Origin of the sequence: Tolypothrix tenuis PCC 7101 (genome assembly GCF_963874875.1) — a bacterium.
GTDB classification, from domain to species: Bacteria; Cyanobacteriota; Cyanobacteriia; order Cyanobacteriales; family Nostocaceae; genus Aulosira; species Aulosira tenue.
This window is the reverse complement of record NZ_CAWNJS010000001.1, coordinates 5,721,298-5,742,374: the sequence shown is the minus strand read 5'-3', so window position 1 is coordinate 5,742,374 and position 21,077 is coordinate 5,721,298. Positions and strand designations below refer to the sequence as shown.

At 41.3% G+C, this 21,077-nt stretch carries 12 protein-coding genes and 1 pseudogene (1 of these 13 running past the window's edge); 6 read left to right on the top strand and 7 right to left on the bottom strand.

Annotated elements, in window-relative coordinates:
- Window positions 1-210 precede the first annotated feature (210 nt).
- Both AACU25_RS22625 and AACU25_RS22620 read left to right on the top strand, forming a co-directional pair.
- Entirely contained in the window at window positions 211-822 is a 612-nt protein-coding gene (locus tag AACU25_RS22625) for a hypothetical protein (RefSeq protein WP_096579482.1), read from the top strand.
- Window positions 823-842: 20 nt separating this feature from the next.
- Window positions 843-1,817 carry an alpha/beta fold hydrolase gene (locus AACU25_RS22620; protein ID WP_096579480.1) on the top strand — a complete coding sequence of 325 codons (975 nt, stop codon included), beginning with the start codon at window positions 843-845 and terminating at the stop codon, window positions 1,815-1,817.
- Window positions 1,818-1,992: 175 nt separating this feature from the next.
- Here the strand turns inward: AACU25_RS22620 and AACU25_RS22615 are convergent, their stop codons facing one another.
- The 6 genes from AACU25_RS22615 to AACU25_RS22590 all read right to left on the bottom strand — a co-directional run bounded on the left by AACU25_RS22615 (window position 1,993) and on the right by AACU25_RS22590 (window position 17,071).
- Window positions 1,993-2,457, bottom strand: coding sequence for a cupin domain-containing protein (locus AACU25_RS22615; protein ID WP_096579478.1), 465 nt, complete (start codon window positions 2,455-2,457; stop codon window positions 1,993-1,995).
- A 767-nt stretch (window positions 2,458-3,224) separates the two neighbouring features.
- Complete coding sequence (locus tag AACU25_RS22610) at window positions 3,225-5,339, bottom strand: DUF4114 domain-containing protein (RefSeq protein ID WP_096579476.1); 2,115 nt, start codon at window positions 5,337-5,339, stop codon at window positions 3,225-3,227.
- 964 nt (window positions 5,340-6,303) lie between these two features.
- A complete protein-coding gene (locus AACU25_RS22605; protein ID WP_096579474.1) occupies window positions 6,304-8,988 on the bottom strand; it encodes an alkaline phosphatase family protein in 2,685 nt (894 codons plus the stop codon).
- A gap of 674 nt (window positions 8,989-9,662) precedes the next feature.
- Window positions 9,663-14,363 carry an esterase-like activity of phytase family protein gene (locus AACU25_RS22600; RefSeq protein ID WP_190445925.1) on the bottom strand — a complete coding sequence of 1,567 codons (4,701 nt, stop codon included), beginning with the start codon at window positions 14,361-14,363 and terminating at the stop codon, window positions 9,663-9,665.
- A gap of 660 nt (window positions 14,364-15,023) precedes the next feature.
- Window positions 15,024-15,797 (bottom strand): hypothetical protein, encoded by a 774-nt coding sequence (locus AACU25_RS22595; RefSeq protein ID WP_096579472.1) that lies wholly within the window; start codon window positions 15,795-15,797, stop codon window positions 15,024-15,026.
- Between the two features lie 206 nt (window positions 15,798-16,003).
- Complete coding sequence (locus AACU25_RS22590; RefSeq protein WP_190445926.1) at window positions 16,004-17,071, bottom strand: YheT family hydrolase; 1,068 nt, start codon at window positions 17,069-17,071, stop codon at window positions 16,004-16,006.
- Window positions 17,072-17,226: 155 nt separating this feature from the next.
- Here AACU25_RS22590 and AACU25_RS22585 point away from each other — a divergent pair, with 155 nt between their 5' ends.
- On the top strand, window positions 17,227-17,970 hold the full coding sequence (locus tag AACU25_RS22585) for a response regulator transcription factor (RefSeq protein WP_045873179.1): 744 nt from the start codon (window positions 17,227-17,229) through the stop codon (window positions 17,968-17,970).
- Window positions 17,971-18,357: 387 nt separating this feature from the next.
- On the opposite strand, the pseudogene AACU25_RS22580 reads toward AACU25_RS22585, so the two are convergent.
- Window positions 18,358-18,720, bottom strand: a pseudogene (locus AACU25_RS22580) (ISAzo13-like element transposase-related protein); the annotation flags it as partial.
- Between the two features lie 92 nt (window positions 18,721-18,812).
- Here AACU25_RS22580 and AACU25_RS22575 point away from each other — a divergent pair.
- The 3 genes from AACU25_RS22575 to AACU25_RS22565 form a co-directional block, all read left to right on the top strand.
- Window positions 18,813-19,742: a P-loop NTPase family protein gene (locus AACU25_RS22575; RefSeq protein WP_096579468.1), complete on the top strand. Its 930-nt coding sequence runs from the start codon at window positions 18,813-18,815 to the stop codon at window positions 19,740-19,742.
- 244 nt (window positions 19,743-19,986) lie between these two features.
- On the top strand, window positions 19,987-20,280 hold the full coding sequence (locus AACU25_RS22570) for a hypothetical protein (protein ID WP_096579466.1): 294 nt from the start codon (window positions 19,987-19,989) through the stop codon (window positions 20,278-20,280).
- Window positions 20,281-20,415: 135 nt separating this feature from the next.
- Window positions 20,416-21,077 carry the start of a VapE domain-containing protein gene (locus tag AACU25_RS22565; RefSeq protein WP_096579464.1) on the top strand. 1,711 nt of this gene lie beyond the right edge of the window, so only the first 662 of its 2,373 coding nucleotides appear in the window; the start codon lies at window positions 20,416-20,418; the stop codon falls past the right edge of the window.

Sequence of the window (21,077 nt, the reverse complement as noted above, 5' to 3'; positions counted from 1 at the left end):
TACTGATTTTTAGTCCATACCCTTAAGGGTTTAGCATTGCTAAACTCTCATAGTTATAGGGCGACTCTGCACTACTGAATAATTCAAGACTTGGTAACTAAAACTGTTTTTAACCCCAGCTTACCTGAATTTCCTTACCAAAGATATTGGAGAGTTGCATTTCACTTTTGTAATAATTAGGGAAAACAACCCTTAACTTGCTATTAACTTATGACTCCGGATGAGATTAAAGCAGCTTTGCAAGCAGCCTTTAAAAGTTGTGATGCAGCCAGCTGTCCTCTCACTGATACGCAAAAACAGATATTACTGCAAGTGGTAGAGAAAATCCAAGGGAATTCTAAATTTGGGGTGTTAGAGATTGCTAATCCCTTGGATGAGCTGACTTCAGAGGAATTGACTGCATTTTTGCAGTTTGTGAGAACACAAGAAGCAGAAGACAAAATTTGGAAAACAAAATTACTTAACGATTGGTTGCACGAGAACGACTCTGGAGAAGTACAATTTATCCGCGAACGCTACGGCGTACAGTGGCTAAATCGCGTTCAACCATATCATTTTGAAAAATATACTTATTCTGAAGATGCACTAAGGCTGAGAGTAGGCGATCGCATTGAAATTTCCAATGCTTTATGGGAATGGGTACAAGACGATGGCCCTTGTAAGCGAGAATGGTATTCCTGCGTAGTCTTGCAAGTTGATGAAATGAAGAATGGCGATGATTTCGTTAGCAATTGCGTCGTCCGCTTCCATAACGGTGCTGAATATGAAATTCAAGGAATTTACGAGTGGAACCGTTATAATTGGCGCTGGTTAAAGAACTAACAAGACTAAATATTTAAACAATGCTATCATCTTTCAACAGTATTTTGCTGTTGGCTACAACTTGCTATGGTGCGATCGCTTGCTTAATGGACAATCGCCAACCCCCACCAGGTAAACTGATTGATGTGGGTGGTTATAGCTTGCACCTTTACACTGCGGGCGAATCCGGCCCTACAGTGATTGTAGAACACAGTTTAGGCGGATTAGAGGGTTATTTACTGCTACCAGAGATAGCCAAGCATACAAGAGTTTGCATCTACGATCGCGCTGGATATGGTTGGAGTGATCATAGTCCATATCCGCGCACTAGTGCCCAAATGGTTGCAGAATTAGATTATTTACTTACTCAAGCAGATATTCAGCCACCCTATATTTTGGTAGGAAATTCTTTCGGTAGCTACAACGTGCGGCTATATGCACAATACTTTCCCGAAAAAGTTATGGGAATGGTACTTACCGATGGACTTCACGAAACGGCGATGCTGAAAATGCCTATACATTTACAGATTTTGAAACTGTTTTTTTTATCGGGTTTTGTGATGTCCTTTATTGGTTCCATTCTGGGTATTGTACGCTTACTCAAAGACTTGGGGGTATTTGAGTTAATCAAACGCGAGTTAATTAAATTTCCTAAATTGATTTTAAAACCAGTCAAGCGTTCTTTCTGCCGTCCCAAACACTGGATAACTATGAGTCGGGAAATATTAAATTTAGATATTAGTAGCCGCCAGGTTGAACTAGCTAATTACTTTGATGCTTTACCTATAGTGAGTATTAAAGCCAAGACTTTCTTCCATCCTTCTTTTTGGGTTATGTTTTTACCTATAAAGGCTGCTAATAAATTAAGAGAGCAGATGCATAGCGAAATCCTTAATCTATCTACAAAATGCGTACAAATTCAGGCTGATAAAAGTGGTCATTTTGTTTGGATAGACCAACCTGAAATCATTGTGGGTGCGATTTTGGAGATTTTGAACACTGGCGATCGCAATTAGTAGGATGCGCTAGCAGCGAGAGTACGGCATCAACAGCAAAGCTTTTCGTGCATTACGGCTGACTAAAATTTTTTCAATAACTTCAGCAAAAGATGTAAACTTCCAACCCCACGCCAATCTGGCTTTCTTAATTTTTAATTTTTAATTTTTAATTTTGAATTTTGAATTATTATTATTAACTCTCTACTGGCTCTTGGTCAAATTGTTGCATCAATTGTAGGAGAGCGTCTTTATCCGTTGGTTGTCCTTCCTTAAGCAGTTTGGCTAAACCCTCAAAATACTTTTCGCGTTCCCCTGCGGGACAAAACATAATTAATAACTTTGCAGGTCTGTTTCCTCGATTGCTAAATGTATGAGGAGTTCTTGGAGGAACTAATACAAAAGCTCCTGGTAGACCCTGTATTGTTTGATCGCCAACTATAATTTCCACTTCTCCTTCTAGAACATAAAACATTTCTTCCATCTGGCGATGAATATGCAGTATGGGTGCGGTTCCTCCTGGTTGTATCAAGTTTTCAAACAATCCCAAGTGACCGTTAGTATCAGTCCCAACAACTTTGAATGTGACTTCGCTGTCACCTATTATTAGATGATTGCCTTCCCCTGGCGCTAATATAATTTCTTTAATTGGTAAACTCATCAAAACTCCTGTGGTGTGAGATTTCTATTTTTACAATTCTAATAAAGGGAGAATTATATATCTTCAACCCTTTAGATAGTCAAGCATCTATCTAGAGACTAATTTTTTCACTAATTAACAACAATCTGGTTATTGATACTGACAAAATTTTATTAATATTGGTAAAAATAAATTTAATGCATAGATTAAAACTGATGCTGGCGCAGAGCAGCATTGATAATCTCAAAGCAAAAGCCAAAATGATAGCAGCTACCTGAATCAATCGGTAGGAGGATGAAGCTAAGACTGGAAATTTTTAACTTTAAAAAAGGAGAACTGAAGCAGCAAATTATTATTAATAATGAAATAGAAGCACAATCTTAGGCTGCTGGCGACCAGTTTGCCGCAGAAATTACCTACTTTTCTGATTGCATTCAGACCAGTAGTGGACTGACAAGACTAAAATATGGCAATATAATTTTCTTGTGGGGTGGACATCTTGTCCGCCCAGGACGGGCAAGATGCCCATCCCACAAGAGTTTGAGCAATGCACTATTTTAGTCTAGACACGCTAGTAGTGGTGTGTCTAAACTAAAATAGTGGGTTAGATTAGAAAAAATTACCCGCAGATGAAAGCGGATACAACTAATTTCTATTGCAACATTTAAGGCTCGCTACGCTAGGATTCTGGGTTTTGGTGCGGCGCTTGGCGACAACACACCCTACGTAAACTTATATATAAATATGGCGGGCAATTTGCCCGCCACACCATAGTTTGAGAAAATTTATTACGCGATAGTCAAATCAACTTTGACGATGACATCGTTGTAATCCATATCGCCGCCATTTGCTAAATCTTCAAAGCCAAAGGTGTTATTTCCTAATAGACGAATATGGTCAACTTTATCAGAGTTAGCACCCAAGAATGGGAAGTAAATTGCTGGATCGTTATTGGCATCATTATCTAAAAATGCGTCAATTTTGCCATCAACAATAATAAATGGTACAAAGACAGAACCACCTTGAAAACTGCCACTAAAAGTAGCTGTACCTTGGTTATCAACTGTTAAGTCAATGCCTCCAACTCTGCCACCAATAGCAGCTTGAGTATAACCAGCTTGTCCGGGTAGTAAATCTGCTTTACCGTCGCCATTGGTATCAATGCCACCTTTTTCATCAACCGCTTTAAAGAAACCAATATAGTTGTTAAATTTAGCTTCTCGATGCAGCTCAAAGCTAGCTTTGACTTGTTGGGTGACACTGCGTAAATCAATACATTCGCCTTGAGACTGGCTTTGCTGACTTGTACCTAAAGATAGGGATTCATTTGTTGTTTGAATCTGGACAATCAAATCTTGGAAACTAGTAGTGCTACTACCAGAACCATCTTGCCAAGCAAGAGAAAAACTATTAGAGCCTAAGTCTGTAATTTTTTGGCTTGTACTACCAGAAAATAGTATATCTGCAATCGAATTCTTACCATTTTTCACACCATCAATGGTGCCGTTTTTTACTAAATAGAATCTGATATTCTCACCAGAACTAAATTCTAATAAGCTCTTGATGTTGTTGATATTAAAACCATTGGGACGATTGGCGATCGCAGAGAAAATTACTTTAGCACGCGCTAAAGCAGCTTCAGCATAACCTGCTGCACCTGGCGCAATTCCGTTAATTTTCCCTTGAGTATCATCAACAACAAATACTCCAAGTTCGTTGACATATTTAGAACTGTAGCCTGTGAGATTGACTTTCAATCTGGCTTTCTCACCCTCGCCTCTGATGGTAAAGACATCACCATCAGTCGTACACTCTAAAGATTTTTTATCGTCATCGATAATGGTTCCTTGCGCTGTACCTTGAGTAGAACTAACGATGGCTTGATTGGTGGGATTGCTTAAAGTTACGTTGAAAGTTTCATCTTTTTCTACCAAGGAGTCCTGTATTGTCTCAACTGTAAAGGTTTTTTGGGTTTCTCCTGCTTTAAAGGTGAGGGTTTCCGTCTTTGCTTTAAAGTCTGTGTCACTGGCTGTATCCCCTGTTTTTTTCGATGTAGATACAGTAACGCTTTGCTCAAGTTGTGTACCTGCAAAGCGAGTCACAGTGAAAGCGATCGCATTTCCTTCTCCAGCTGAAGCATTAGTAATAGAGAAAATCGCCACGGATAAATCAAAGTCGCTTGCAGTCAGAGTATTGGCTTGGACATTTCTTAAAATGCCCAAATCTTTTAATGCACCATTGATCGTAGCTTTAATTACTGTATCTGGCCCTGGTTGCCCATTTACTAAAATCTGCTCTATTTTTAAGTCTTGAAAACTCTTAACTTCGTCGATGGCGGTAATCTGGATTTTATCTTCACCCTTGGTAAAGTCGAAGACTTCTACAGGAACATCGGGAACACCTTGACTAGTCAGGTAAAAGATATCATTGCCCGCACCGCCTGTAAATTGGCTACCTTTTTTGCCAGCATAGAGGGAATCATTACCATCGCCACCTTCTAGGGTGTTATTACCGGAAACACTGGATGCATATAATCTGTCATTACCAGCGCCTCCTCGGAGAAGGTTAAAACTGCCCTCAATAATCCGCAGCGTATCGTCTCCAAGGGCACCCTCCAGTGTATTATTGTTGCCCTCCACGATAGTCAGCTCATCGTTGTCATCTCCCCCATCAAGGCTATTTAAGCCTCCAATCTCAACAGCATATAAGCTGTCTTCGCCAGCACCACCTTTGAGAGTGTCTTTAGTGTTTCCATAAAGTTCATCGTTACCAGGCCCACCATCAAGGGTATTACCCCCTTGTCCATCCGCAGCATCTAATGTGTCATTTCCTTCAAGGCCAAATACTTGGTCATTAATATTGCCAAATAATTTATCTGGATTGGCAGTACCGTTAATAATCATGATTATATTTTTACTTAGGTGTATTTTGGGAAAGCAGGTTTATTTTATCACCTCTAGTTAGCTAATGTTGACCATTACATAGGCGCTACAATTCGCCTAAAAACGATACATTGGCATACTTAGAAATTCCATTATAGATCCTGTGAGAATTTGATAATTTAGGCTGGATATTGTGCAATTTTGCAGGTAAAGCTGTTGCTAGATAGGATTTATGAGGGGTGACTCAGTAATGTGTTGTATTCATAAAATTTAATTATTCATCGATCCAAAAGCTGAGAAACTGATACCCTCGCTTCTGGGTGATATTATTACAACTTAATTAATTTTTTTTGTAACAAATTTTAAGCTGTCAATGTAAAGTTATTTGCTGCCAGGGGGTTGAATGTCACTTGGGGGAATGAAGATAACTCAGTATTTTCTACTTTGTATAAAGTATCAATAGCCAACGGTAAAAGCGACATAACATTTAATACTTCTATCTAAATGCTTTTATAGTCAAATAGCAATATTAATGATATAGGCACTCCTCACAACGTCAACATCAGCCTTACCCGACGTTGATTGAGATGTTTACCGTTGCAGGCGATCGCAAAACCATCCCCAGTTATCAAAGGAGAAAACAGCAAATCACTGCAAGAGGTAATTCGGGTATCTAATCTTTCAGCAAGGTTATCAAAAAGTTAAGCCAAGAAAATTCCAGTTTTGACAAACCGATAATCTCAAAAGATATTCAATCTACAGAATAAACCTGTTACATTATCTAAAAAATTAGCGCCAGTTAATTATTCTTTAACCTCTCATCTCTATCCAGCAATTATTGATAGACATTTGTTCAATTTTTTTATATTAAGATAAGGTTAATAAAACATGAAAATGCGAGGGAGTAGTATTCCCTCGCCAGGAAAAAAGAAGTACAGCTTAGATAAATTCTAACTAATTTTTTATCTTGATTTGCAGATGCAAATTAAACCACACTAGCAGCGAACACAAAGTTACTTGCTGTGAGAGTATTTGCTGTAGTTCCTAGTAAAGAAACTAATTCTGTGCTTCCTAGTTTCACCAAAGTATCACTACCTTGTTGTAACAGCGTCAAGTCACTGAACTTACTAGCTTGTGTAATACCACCTAATCCAATGACATCAATTCCTGGGGTAAAGTCAGTAACAATGTTTTTGCTAGTAGGTAGACTACCATTAGCAATCCAGAATTGATCGATACCAGCGCCACCAGTCAACCGGTTACCACCGCCAGCACCAGCAAATAACACATCATCGCCATCACCACCAACTATGGTGTCATTGCTATTGGAAAAGAGTTTGTCATCGCCGGAACCACCATAGAGGCGGTTATTTTTACCGTTACTGGTGATGGTGTCGTTACCAGAACCACCAAACAGCAATTGACCAGAACCTTCCACAACTTTGAGGGTATCAGCACCAGCAGCACCAAATAGTTTATTGCTACCGTTCGCTTCCACTATTGTGAGTTCGTCGTTACCAGCACCACCATCAGCGTTGGTGTTGCTAGCAGGGCCAGTCACACCCACAAAGACTTGATCGTTACCATCGCCTGTTGATACAGAAGAATCACTACCTGCGAATACAATATCATCACCATTCCCAGTAATGATTGTGTTGTTTTTGGTGGAATCTACCGTATCTGCGCCATCACCTGTAAATAAAATTTGTCCTGGTTTAGCAGTGATATTATCGCTGTTGCTAGAACCAAATTGAATATCTGGTGGTAGTCCCTGGAGTCCCACAGTGCGATCGCTAAATCCTGCGGCTGTAAAGTACTGAGTATTACCTACAGTTTGATAATTGAGGATTGTTGTTTGACCGTTAGCAGCAGCGTCAGAAATTAAAGTTCCTTTAGTAGAGACAACTGTTTCAGGCCCGCCTACCAATGCTTCAGTAATTACGCGTCCTTTCAAATCTCCACTGCTAGGAATATTCAACCCCAAAATTTTTGCTAGTGTGGGTGCAACATCAGCATTACTCACAGGCGTAGAGTCTACATAACCAGCTTTGAAGTCAGGGCCGATCGCTTCCATATTATTGAAAGTATCACCACGACCAAAACTGCCATGCATCCCTTGTCCTTGCTGTAAAGTTGTATCTGCAATCTCCACTTGCGCTTGCGGATTATTGGGATTATTCGGATCTGTACTGAAGGTTTTGAAATTGATGACGATCGCAGGAGTCGGCGTTTTCGCATCTCCTTTTAAGCCAATAGTACTTAATGGTAATGCACCAGGAATATTTCCCAAAGCATCATCTACAAAAATCCCGCTAATGTAGTCTTTTTGGGAGAGTAAATCAACTATCTGCTTGGCTGTTGCTACATCACCATTCGGGAGATAGATCAAGTCTGACCCACCATTAGCAGCTACAACTAACTTTGTGTTTGGATCAATCTTGCCATTTGTCACCTTACCACTTCCACCAATCACACCATTCCCAGATGTAGGATGTTGACCTTTTGTGGCATCAATAGCAGCATACTGCACATTATTGATGTCTAGAGGCGTGATTGTATTTTTATCCGGATCATATAAAGGTAGTCCTAGGTCATGGGCTAAATCAATCGCTACAAAACCAACAGGTAGAAATCCGGGATTAACATCAGAGTAAGTGAGAGTAGCAGCATAGCTATTGGTTTTTGTACCTTCGTTATCAATTAGCTGTCTGCTGATAGTAGAAAAACCGTGGTCGGAAGTAATAAAGACATCTGTAGTCTGATCCAAACCCGTACTCTTGAGGTAATCCAGCAGTTGCTTTAAGTTAGCATCAGCATTCTTGACTCCCGCTTTAGCAGTTGGGCCATTGATACCTGGAGTTAAGCTATTTAAGCTATCACCCTCATTATGTTGAGTACCATCAGGGTCTCTTGACCAGTAAACTAAGGCAAATGGTTTACCATCTTGCTGGAATTTGGGTAGAACGGCTTTAGTAGTAGCATCAATGAAGAACTGTTGTTGAGTGACATTCGCAACCGTAGTTCCAGGAGTGGTGTAATTACCAGAACTACCATTAGCACCTCTACCAGGCGTTGTAGTTGGTAAACCAGCCGCAGTCAACCGCGCAGCTATATCTGGATTGAGGGGGACAGCTTGAGGTGAACCTGTGGTGGTACTAGCTGCTGCACCAGTGCGATCGTCAATAATTACTGTTTGCGGAATGGGAATATTTCCCTTCGTCCCACCTTCACGGTTAACTTGGGTAACATCTTGGATCGCAACAGGCCCCAACTTCCCAATGGCGGCGGTATTAAAGCCTTGCGCCCTTGCGTATGCTAACAGCGACTCTTCATCAAGGAAGTTGTTACCAGGAAACTTTTCGTCTATATCCCCCAGAACTGCGTTATTTTCAATAAATGGAGTCACGCTACCATTAGCGTTCTCCGCAGGAAAGCCCGTGTAAACAGTGTTGCTGAAATCGCCTGTATCACCGAGGTAATGTCCAGTTGCGATCGCAGAAGCATTCGGAGTTGTAAATGTAGGGAATAGGGAATGACTGTTAGTAAAATTAACTCCCTGCTGACGGATGCTATATAAAGTTGGTGTATCAGTAGGGTTTACAGAACCATTTCGTAAACCATCAGCAACAAAAATGATGACATTTCTACCGTTGCTGTTTGTATCAGCCATGCCTAATACTCCTTAAGTATTTGTTTTTGCAATTCATCAGGAGATTGGGTAGCTAACTATAGTCCTAGTGAGGTGTCATAGTAAATTTAATTGCTAACATCAGCTAGCAATATTTTGTGTGTATTTTTCCATCAAATTAGGGTAATAGCCAGATATAAATGCAGATTTTTGACTTTTATATCCCTGTTTGTTCAGAATTTTAGTAACACAACTTGATAGGACTAAGTTATTAATTACTCCTAACTCCCGATGTCAAATTTCAACTTTTTGACTAGATAGCCAGACTTAAGTAGTAATTGGCGACAAAATGCTTTCAATCCACATTCAAGGCTTTTCCAGAAATCATCCATTTGGTGAATGAAGCTGCACAGCACATATTCCCGGACATGGTAAAATGCACATCCTTTAATAAATTTGGAATATGATTTTTCTGGAATCTCCTAAATTAATGTGTACAAATAATATGGTGTAATTTTGGTTACTAAATACCAAAAATAATAGCTCAAAGTTTAAGAAAGGTTATCAACAAGTTAACGTTAACAATTTCTTGAAGTTTTTTGAAGACGAGATTAATAAAATAGAAAATGGCGAGGAAGTAGTATTCCCTCGCCTGAAAAAGAATTACATCTGAGATAACTGCTAATTAATTTTTTCTCCTAATTTGCATTTGCAAATTAAACCACACTAGCAGCAAAAGCAAAGTTACTGGCGGTGAGAGTAGTAGATGTAATTCCCAGTAGTGAAACTAGCTCTGAACTGCCTACTTTCACCAAAGTATCACTACCTTGCTGTAATAGGGTTAAGTCGCTGAACTTACTGGCTTGTGTAATACCACCCAATCCAATCACATCAACTCCTGGGGTAAAGTCAGTAGCAATATTTTTGCTAGTAGGGAGACTACCATTAGCAATCCAGAATTGATCAGCACCAGCGCCACCAGTCAAGCGGTTACCACCACCAGCACCAGCAAATAACACATCATCACCATCGCCACCAACTATGGTGTCATTGCTATTAGAGAAAAGTTTGTCATCGCCGGAACCACCATAGAGGCGGTTATTTTTACCGTTACTGGTGATGGTGTCGTTACCAGAACCACCAAACAGCAATTGACTAGAACCTTCCACCACTTTGAGGGTATCAGCACCAGCAGCACCAAACAGGTTATTAGTACCCTTGGCTTCTACTACTGTAATTTCATCGTTACCTGCACCGCCATTAGCATTAGTATTGCTAGCAGGGCCAGTGACACCGACAAAAACCTGGTCGTCACCATCTCCAGTAGAGATAGAAGCGTCGCTACCAGTAAAGACAATGTCATCACCATTTCCAGTAAAGATTTTATTATCTTTGTTGGCAGTGACAATATCCGCGCCATCACCTGTGAATAAGGTTTGATTCGGTTGGGTGGTAATCTCATCGCTGTTGCTAGAACCAAACTTGATTTCTTCAGCTTTTGGCTGACCTACACCAGGAGCCAAATTCAGCGGCTTATCCAACTTCAGCAGTAGAATTTCGTTATTGTCAATGATGGGATTTTTGGGATCGTTCCCAGGACGACCTGTAGAGAAGGGATAGTTGTTGTCGTTAGCTACCAAAATGGTATTTTTGTCAATCACTAAGACATCTTCAATAGTTTGGAATGGGAAGTCAAAGGTTTTTTTACCATCTCCATTCAGGTCGTTGGGGTCTTGGATATTTAACAGGTCTGCAACTTCTACTTTTTCGACATAGCCATTAGCATCAGTTTTAGACAAGTCTACTTTATAGATCCGCTTGAACTTAGCTGAGGCTCCTTGATTATTATCCCGTTCAATGACTAGGTATTCATTGTCATTAATAACTGCGAAATCCCCGATCGCATTTGCCGGATTATTTAATTTGTAGTAGAGTTCTTTACCTGTGTACTTACGGCTAGCAATGTCAAATTCGTTAATCCGCAAAGCGCCAGTTGGATCGCCCTGAACTGTTCCTTCTAACAGCATATAGAGCTTTGTTTGGCTAGCGTTGATTGTACCGCCTTCAAAGCCTTTAGAGCCGCCTAAGTTGGCAAAAGCTTTACCAGAAAGTACATCGGGGTTTTGGGGAGAACGAACTAAATTATTCTGTGGGTCGCTGAGTTTGTCTCTAACCTTATCCCCTGTGATTGGGAAGTCGGTAAAGAAGGCATCTACACCTAGTTGAATGAACTGTTGAAACTCTAGTTCCGGATTACCTTTGTAATCTGCTGCTAGATACTGACTTTCATTGCGGAAGGTGTAAGGGTGAACTTGTAACCCCGCTTTATGAGCGTCTTGTACTAAGGTTGTAGGTGGTAAAGTTGTTTTGTCAGCATCATTAACTACGCCATCTTTGTTGACATCATCAGCTTTGCCATCACCATTAGCATCAGTACCTTTGACGCTGACAATCATGCGTTTCCAGGGGCCAATACCATCAGCATATTTAGCTATTTCCGCCAAGCCTTCGGGGGTTCGCAAATCGCCGTATGTGCGTTTGTCGCCACTGACTTTCAAGTCATAAGGCTGACTTTCAATCAATTTACCGTTGATATCAATGTCACTAGCATCAAGTAGCTGTACAAGTGGGATATCTACCCCAGCTTTAGGCATGATGACATCATGCAGTTCTTTGAGGTTGCCAACTTCAAAAGACTGAATGAAAATGCGGTTAGGATCAGTAAAGTTATTTGCCTTCAAAGTATCGATGAGTATCTGACCAAAATTCCGGTTAATTTTGGTATCAGTCCCTACATAGGTAGCTTCTTTGGCAGTGTAAGTTGGATGTTTGGTTTCTGGATAAATGCCAATCTTTTTACCAGTTTTAGCTTCCACATCCTTAACAAGGTCAATGATTTCCTTTAAGGTAGGAATCTCAAATTGACCGTTGTAGGATTGATCGCGGAAAGATAGACGCTCAATTGCTTTTAATTCTTTGATTTCCGCTAAGGTGAAATCTTCAGCAAACCAACCTGTAATTTTGGTTCCATCCAGGGTGACTGTTTTCTTGCGATCGCTAAATTTGGCAATCTCAGCTACATTGGTGGTGGTATTGCTGGTATTTAAGGTGCCATCAGCATTCAAAATTGCTAAAGCAGGTTCATGACGAGCAATTAACACACCATCTTTAGTCACTACTAAGTCAGGCTCAATAAAATCAGCGCCTTGCTCAATAGCTAGTTTATATGACTCCAGGGTATGCTCTGGACGGAAACCGCTTGCACCTCTATGGCCTAGAACTTTCGGTGCTTTACCATCTAGAGTTTTGAATTCGTCAGGTGTCGCAATGGGAGCTTCTAACAACTTACCAGTGCTATCAAAATGTAGCAGGTAGGGGCCAAACTCATCTCCAATCCAGAAGCTACCATCTTGATCAACAATCAATGACTCAACATCAAAGTCTGCACCAGTTAGCAATCTTTCTGTAGTTCCTTCATTAGTAATTTTGAAAGGAACCTTTTTATCTGGGTCGGAAAGTTGGATGAAGTCTAAAACCTTGACGCTACCATCGCCATTTTCGGCTCCCTTAAAATTCGGGTCTAGACGTTGGATACGTAGCAGAAAATCTGCACTGTTATCTTTTGCACCGTAACCATTATCTGAAAGGAAGTAAAAAGAGTTATTGTTAGCGAATTGTACGCCACTCAAACCTTGTACTGGCTGTCCAGAGAAAGGCCCGGTTCTCCCATTGGCAGAAATTCCCTTACCAGAAGCCGGGCCTTCAGCAAAGGTATCAGCAGGGAGAGAAGCAAACCCAACTAACTCAACTTTGGGAACAGCATTAGGAGCAATTAAGAAAGCTAGCTGACCGCCTTCTACCAGGTTATCTTCACGCTCAATCTTGCCATTTTTATTGGTATCGACACCAGGAACATTAATAATTGCACCATCCCGAAGGCTGTGCGCTTGCACATCAAAAAGTAGTAGTTCACCGGGATCGTAGTCAAACAGTGCAGAAACATCAAGGATACCAGAAGATTCCCAGTTACCCAGATCTGTGGGGCTAGAGTCGGTTTGACCGGAGGGTACAGCAGTACGATCAATTTGTGCGACGCGAGTTGCAGTTGCGGCTGGGTTAGTAGCTGCGGGGTCGATACGCCAGATGGAGGCTTCTTGTTTTGAAGTTGCACCAAATAAGTCTGCACCAATGGCGCGGTCTTCTTGAATATAGATTTTGCCATTATCAGCCCAATCTAGGTTGTCGGGGCTACGCAAACCGAAATCTTTGTTACCTGCATCATTTCCGTCATAGAGGATGTCGATTTTAGCTGTGATTTGGTTGCTACCAAAATCAACATCAATTTTGTAGGTTGTACCCCAAGTATCAGCATCATTAAATAAACCAGTACGACCAGTAGAAGCCAATACAGCTTGAGTACCATCAGCCGGGTTAGTGGACACATCTTCTGGACGAGAGAATAAGAAAGCTTTGACTTCCTTAGCCAGTGCATCTTGTTGTGCTTGGGTAGCAAAACCTTGAGCATCATAACCCAGTTCATTCTGGATGCTGGTATCTGCATCTGCACCATCTTTGGCGGTATTTGCTAAGTCGGGGCGGTAGTAGTCAATCTCCACAAACTTACCAGCGCGACTTTTTCCGCTACCTTGAAAGTCTCTTGCATCTGCTTCAATGGGGTCAGAAGCATCTGCGGGATCATCAGCTACCCAAACGTAAAGCTTACCTTGAGCTAGTCCATTGCGATCCAAGAAACTACCGTCACCCTTAGCATTCTTATCGCCAACATACAGAATTAAGGGAGCCGGGCCGCGATCGTCACCAACTAATAAAGCTACCTTATCAGTGCGGCCTGTGTTCAGCTCGGTGACATTTTCCCAAGCCGCCCGACCCATCCAAGGTACAGCCCAGAGTTTATTAGTAGCAGTATCTAGGGCAAACTGGGTACCACCATCAGTTTCTTCGCCAGTAAAATAAATGCGATCGCTAAATCCCAAACCAGCGCCAAACTGATTCGCTTCTACCAATTGTGCGGAACAAAAGCGGTTAAGACCTGCAAATTCTAAGTCAGCAGCCTTCTCTACAACTTTCCCTGCACGGTTGTAAATTGTGTCAAAAGCTAAACCAGAATCCACTATTTGCAGAGTGCGCTTATCAATATCAAAATAGCTAATGCGTGCGCCCGGTAAAGAAGCGCCACTTTTGAGGGTATAAGCATAGCCCACATTGTTAGCTACTTCGTGGTTAACCAGTACTCGAACGGTGCTGTCATTGAGTTTATAAGCACCTGCACCATCGAGAATTCCTGGTGGAGTATAACCATCTATGGTTTCACCAACAGTAAAGATGGGGTTAACAGTATAACCACCCAAACCCTTCACTTGAGCGGGTTGAGTTGTATCGAATGGTGTATTAGCCATGAAAAACCTCAATTTATGATTGCAAGATTTACCGATTAAATAAGTAATATCTAGAAAAGGTTGATGCACCCTTTCTCCTATCTGGAAAATCGTTTATTTACAGCATTTTTCATGTATTTAAACCACACGCTAATATCTGTATTTCTTTGTTCCTCTGCGCCTACTCTGTCGCCATAATTGAGATATCACTAAACTAATTACGTGCAAAAATTTGTGCTGATATAGGCAATGCATCTATCACAAAAGCATTGACTATCATGAATATTGATGACTGCCCTATCGCTAATCATATTGTCTGTGCAAGATTAAGAGAAATATAAGTTAGATAAAACAAATAGTTAAAATATACCCGACTCAACTAGTCTGAACAATATATTCACTGACTGGTTAAGAAAACAATAAGGATAATAAAATAAAAAATTAAGCTAAGACAAAAGCCGTAATAACTTTCTTCTGGCAAGGATTTAGTTACAGAAGAATTTGCTTCAGCACCTAAATATTACAGTTCAGTATCTAAACCTGTTTAATTAAACTTCGGCATTGCTGAATTTATAGATAATTATTGTGTTATGCATCTTACCTGCCTTATAAATATAAATCGCTGGTAAGATGCTTATCCTACAAAACTATTAAAATCATGCCCCATTTATGCACCTATCTTTAATTACGTCTAATCTTAAATATAGTAATCAAGACAAGGGCAATTACCAAAGCTAAAGCCACATTTCTAAGTAGAGGATTATTCCAGTGCTTGATGGCGATCGCTAAGATTGCCCATACCGTGACTCCAGTATAAGCAATGTCTTGGCGTTGCATAACAATAACTACAGCAATTGCAGTTGCTATGAACAGCAAAATCGCAGTCCACATTTCCCCAGAAATACCCCAACCATTCCAACCTTGAAAATATAAAGCACAGGCAACATTAACAATAGTTGCGACACTAATCCAACTGAGATAAATGCTAATAGGTTTGTATATAAACCACTTTTTTTGTCTAGATGCAAGTTGGTTACCAATATTTAATCGCAGATATATCACAATTAGAGGTAGCAAAATCAACAACATTGCTACAACAGAAAAGACAAACAGCCTAGACAGAAATAGGTATACCCAAATACTTTGAGCAATAGAGGCAATTACTAAGAAATATCCTGTATTGCGTAAATCAGAATCATATTTCTGGCTGGGTAGAAATTGGTAAATGCCAAAAGCAAATAAACCAAGGTAAATCAATCCCCAAATAGCGAATGCATAGTTAGCAGGGATAATCAAGACATTTTTGAACAAATTATTGGAAATTTGCCCAATACTCAGCCCATTTAGCGGAAAAATATTTGATAATATATTCACTACAAAAGCGCCAATAATTGCCACTAGGGTGACAATCTGGCGGAGAAAATCGCGTTTATTGTCTTGAGTTGACTGCTGCATAAGATGGTGGGATAACTGGAAATCTGCTGTGTTTTTAGCTTACACAACTTCCTACTTGCGTTCCCAATCAAAATATACGTCTTGCAGAAGTTGGAAAAAGGTGTACCCCTGCGCTTAAGCAAGCTACGCGTAGCGTCTCCACAGGAGACGAGTCAAAGGGGAAAGGTTTTGTATTTTTTCCTTTGGCTTTAACCACCTCTCACCTCTTAATCCTGCTGTTTCCGCTGTTGCTCAATCCAGTGTAAAACTCTATTCCAAGCCCACCAAGGGTCTGAATCTTGGGCTTGAAGCTGACCTTTGGCACTATTCAAGTAGCCAATATGTCCCCCATAGCGTGTGAGCATCAAATCTATCATTGAATTGTTAGCACAAGCCGCTTCTAAATCAGGAATAATTTTTGGGTCAAAAAATGGGTCATCAGCGGCATAGATAATCAATGTGGGTTTTGAGAGATGTGGTAGAAACTGCAAAGGACTGCTGGCTTGGTAATAAGCTTCTACAGAAGAAAAACCTAATTTTTCAATTACCAGTTCCTGATCAAAATTCCAGATACTCTTTGCCCGTTTAATCGCCATTGGATCGAGACTACCAGGATGAGCATCATGTATCTGCCATGCCAGTTGTTCTAATTTTCGGGCTATATTAGCCTCTAAATACCTACCAAAGGGATATTGAACTAAATAAGCTAGCGATCGCGCAGAATCCAAATTTGGGCAAATAACTGCACTACCGCCAATATCACTGGCTGTGATTCCTAAATCCTCATCGCTACTATTTAGCTCCATAGCAGCTTTTAAACCCCACAGCGCCAATTGTCCCCCTAAGGAAAACCCCACAAACCAAAATTTCTTGGGACATCCCATTGCAGCAGATGCGGCGGCTAGACGGACAAAATCTTCTCCCTCATACAACCCATCGGACATTAAAGTTGGTGACAAATCAGCTGTCTTGCCATGAGCACGCCAATCAAATAACACCACAGCATACCCTTCAGCGTAAGCTTTACTTCCTAAAATTCTTAAAAACCATTGCGTACCTAATTCTCCTGTAATACCATAAGTGCCAATAATCGTACTATGAGCATCTTTTGGTATCGCTACCCAACAAAAAATTGGTACACCTTGCCCACCAGTCAAAACTGTTTTATGATATTGCGGCTCGGGATTTTTAATTGTACTTTCCCAATAACGACTTCCCCACAAAGCTGTGTATACAGTCATTGCTATACCATTTTGTAGGAACCAAGGCGGATTGTAGGGAGCGTAACACATCATATAGAGTATTTCGTGTACATTGAGGGAGATTTCTTCAGCTTGTTTATTTTAAGATTTATGTTATATTTCAAATCTTTTTTATAATCAATACAGAAATCTTTGTATCTACCAAAGGTTCTTATTTATCCTTAATAAGTAGTAATAATTTTTTAAGAATGCCGAGGATTCTTGTCATAGACGATGACCCAGCAATTTCAGAACTCGTTGCCGTCAACTTGGAAATGGCTGGCTACGATGTTAGTCAAGCGGAAGACGGAATAAAAGGTCAAGCGCTAGCTCTCCAGCTACAACCAGACTTGATCATGCTCGATTTGATGTTGCCCAGGGTAGATGGATTTACTGTTTGCCAACGGCTGCGTCGGGACGAGCGCACCGCTGAAATTCCCGTGTTAATGTTGACGGCTTTAAGCCAAACACAAGATAAGGTAGAAGGCTTCAATGCTGGAGCTGATGACTACCTTACCAAGCCCTTTGAAGTGGAAGAAATGCTGGCACGAGTGCGAGCGCTTTTGCGGCGCACCGATCGTATTCCTCAAGCAGCAAAGCACAGCGAAATTCTGAATTATGGCCCGCTTACCCTCGTTCCCGAAAGATTCGAGGCCATCTGGTTTCATGAGACAGTCAAACTGACTCACTTGGAATTTGAGTTACTTCATTGCTTGCTCCAACGCCACGGACAGACAGTTTCTCCTAGCGAAATCCTGCGGGAAGTTTGGGGTTACGATCCAGACGATGACATTGAGACAATTCGAGTTCATATTCGTCACTTAAGAACCAAACTCGAACCAGATCCCCGTCATCCCCGCTATATCAAGACAGTATACGGAGCAGGATATTGTCTTGAATTACCTAGCGTACCTTCATCCGCTGAAGGAGCTTCAACATCAGTGGTTGAATAACCTACCCACACCTACCCACCGGGTCAGGTGTGGATTTTTTATTGCCCTCAACATTATTAATTTTGGTACTCCTATAATTCACAGGAATACCAAAAATTTTCCTTTACATCTCCTATTTCCACTAATAATCGTACCGTCTGGTGTAACAATCAGCGGTTTTATCAGACTATATTATTTAATGAGTTCAGCTAATTCTCTGACATTTTCATCTCTGTAAATACTCTTATTTTTTAGATCTAGCTAGAGTTCAAAAATTTTTCTTTTTTCAGCATATTTTCTGCCATTCATGAAAATACAAGCAGTGCTAGAGCGTTTGCTAGTCTGCTGAGGTAGAAATTCATCTGTTGGTAAATTACTTAAGGATTCATGTAAAAATAAGTTGAACCATTAAGCAGGAATTCTGGGCTTAATTACATAGTTCCATTCACCACGAAAAGAGTTGCGCTCAATAGCAATAGCATGAAAATCTTGGTCTGTAACTTTGATTCCTGTTTCGTAACGATTTTCATTTAAGCTAGCTTATACTTCTAATCCTTGTTGGGTGGTAGTATTGCGAATTAAATTAATCACGACTTGCAAACTAGTTAAAGGTCTACCACGCCAATTTTGAGTAATGTGGCAAAACAAGCGATGCTCAATCTTATTCCATTTACTGGTGCCGGGAGGGAAATGGCATACATGAATCGTTTTATTAATTTCATCCGCAAAATCTTGTAGTTTTAACTTCCATAGTCTAGAACGATAACTATTTAAAACGGAGAGGGGGGGATTCGAACCCCCGAATAGGTTTGAGCCCATTAGCGCATTTCGAGCGCTTTTATGACGCAATGCCCCTCAACGGTATGCCCTTGTCCGCCATAGCGGTTGAATCACAAACAGAAAAACTTTCTACTGTGGCCGTGGCAACAGCCGTCAACATTTTAGAAGCGATAGCTGGTAAACACTGCTTAATCATCGGTGACACTGGGACAGGTAAAAGTACAATTGCTCAATGGCTAGCGCAACAGAGTAATTCACAAGTGAAAGTGTACGACCCCGATGCTTCTATTGATGAGTGGCAAGGATTGGAAGTAATAGGAAAGGGTGGAAACTTTGCGGATATTTCCGCATCAATGAACGACGACTTACTAGAGATGCAAAAACGCATTGTGGCACGCGCTACAGATGGCGACAAAGCAAACACAGGAAAAGATTTATGCATCATTGCTGAAGAGTTCCCAGTCCTAAAAGATGAATGCGATATTGCCCCAATGTGGTTAGGAAGGATTGCCAGGCGAGGAAGAAAACCCAAGATATTCGTCATTGCACTGTCACAAAGCGATAGCGTTACAGCATTAGGGATAGAAGGTGATGGCGCTATCCGCTCCAATTTCCGCTATATACGTTTGGGTAAGTTTGCGGTAAATCATGCCAAGCGTCTAAAAGATGAGGGTTTGGTGCAATGGCTACAGTCAGGTAAGTATCGCTGCATGGTGGATGACGAGCCATGCCAACTGCCAGACCTTACCAGTTACAAAGCGGTAATAGTGCGTGTACCCGAAAAACCAGTTTTACCCAGTACCGAAACTCCTGAACCGCTTGATATACATGATTCACCAGAGTTTTTAGAACCAGAAAAACCAGTTACAGGCGGGCTGAAAAGTACCATCCTCCCGTTAAAAGATGCGGGATACAGTGACACTCGCATCATTAAAGATGTACTAGGGTATCGTGGCGCTGACTACCAGAAAGGACGACAACTGATGACACGAATATTAAATGACGCTACATAGTACATGAGTACTATGTAGCGATCGCGTGTGGCACCCGAAAAAATAAAGGTGTCTTTCTATCGTCATCCGTCATCGTGTCCCTCTTGACATTCTCTTATTTTGTCACAATAATAAGAACAGGCTTACAGGAAGAGGGTTTGAGCGATGCTCCCATAGTTTCCTAAAAAGCGCGATCGCAAAATTCCCCGGTTGAGCCTTAACTGTCAATCGGTTTACATTTATCGACTAGTGGGAGATTTCAGAGATGCCTAGAGGAGTGCCAACAAGCGGCAAGCGTGCCCCCGGTGGCGGAAGACCTAAGAAGTATGGGGAAGACACCGTGCAGGTGCGTGTACCCGCCAGTATTGCCCCAAAGTTAGATGACTTGTACCTATTCCTGGCTGAGTTAGATGCTGAGATTCAGCAATGGGAACAGGAAATTAACAACAAGGACATCAGCAAGAATCCGCGCTATAGCAAGGCTAAGTTGCTTGCTGAAAGCATTAGGGAAAAGATATCAGCGCTTGGGATAGATATTAAGACTGTAACTGGTGACTAGTATTAGTCGCTTGTAAACCCATCACCAGCCTAGCTAAGGCTTTTCCATGTAAAAACTTGTTGCTAGGCTGATAAACGTAAAAACACCCGCCATGCAATGAAGCGATGCGGGTGACATTCAAAACATAAAAACTATATGGCTACTATAACAGACCTTTTTGGACGTGTACAGGGTTACGATGCAGACGTTACCCAATTGGCTAATGACCGCGATATTCCTGCTAGTTGGATAGAGGCAAACTGCCAGCGTGTCGAACGATGGGATGGTAAACCCACTAAGGGTTGGTTGATAGGCAAACACCCACGCAGTCAGCAGTTTAGACCAGACGAACCACGAGTAGGTAAGAACGGAAAAACTAATAAGTATTTATCCCCGACTGGTAGCACCCCAGGATTATTTACGCCATCAGTACCACCGAGCGAAGTATCTCCCTATGGTCATGCATATCGTGTTTTAACAGAGGGGCACTTCAAAGCTATCAAGGCGGCGAGTGAAGGGTTGCCAGTCGAGTCGGTCGCTGGTGTCTGGATGGGTAGAACGAAAGATAGTGACGGCAAAAAAGTACTCATCGACGATATTCGGTCACAGATAAAGTACGGGATTAAGGATTTCATCATTGCGTTCGATGCGGATGCAGCAACGAACAAGGATGTCATCAAGGCATCCATCGAGCTAGCGTCTCTTATCATTGAAGCTGGTGCTACGTGCAAGATAGCCACCGGACAATGGACGGTAGACGAGGGAAAGGGAATGGACGACTTCATCAGCAAGAATGGTGTGGAAGAGATGAGGGCGAG

Excerpts from the sequence above, each read along its gene's own strand:
- AACU25_RS22570 (WP_096579466.1), top strand. The coding sequence starts at position 19,987 with ATGCCTAGAGGAGTGCCAACAAGCGGCAAGCGTGCCCCCGGTGGCGGA.
- AACU25_RS22620 (WP_096579480.1), top strand. The coding sequence starts at position 843 with ATGCTATCATCTTTCAACAGTATTTTGCTGTTGGCTACAACTTGCTAT.
- AACU25_RS22615 (WP_096579478.1), bottom strand. The coding sequence starts at position 2,457 with ATGAGTTTACCAATTAAAGAAATTATATTAGCGCCAGGGGAAGGCAAT.
- AACU25_RS22595 (WP_096579472.1), bottom strand. The coding sequence starts at position 15,797 with ATGCAGCAGTCAACTCAAGACAATAAACGCGATTTTCTCCGCCAGATT.
- AACU25_RS22610 (WP_096579476.1), bottom strand. The coding sequence starts at position 5,339 with ATGATTATTAACGGTACTGCCAATCCAGATAAATTATTTGGCAATATT.
- AACU25_RS22590 (WP_190445926.1), bottom strand. The coding sequence starts at position 17,071 with ATGATGTGTTACGCTCCCTACAATCCGCCTTGGTTCCTACAAAATGGT.
- AACU25_RS22575 (WP_096579468.1), top strand. The coding sequence starts at position 18,813 with ATGCCCTTGTCCGCCATAGCGGTTGAATCACAAACAGAAAAACTTTCT.
- AACU25_RS22605 (WP_096579474.1), bottom strand. The coding sequence starts at position 8,988 with ATGGCTGATACAAACAGCAACGGTAGAAATGTCATCATTTTTGTTGCT.
- AACU25_RS22585 (WP_045873179.1), top strand. The coding sequence starts at position 17,227 with ATGCCGAGGATTCTTGTCATAGACGATGACCCAGCAATTTCAGAACTC.
- AACU25_RS22600 (WP_190445925.1), bottom strand. The coding sequence starts at position 14,363 with ATGGCTAATACACCATTCGATACAACTCAACCCGCTCAAGTGAAGGGT.
- AACU25_RS22625 (WP_096579482.1), top strand. The coding sequence starts at position 211 with ATGACTCCGGATGAGATTAAAGCAGCTTTGCAAGCAGCCTTTAAAAGT.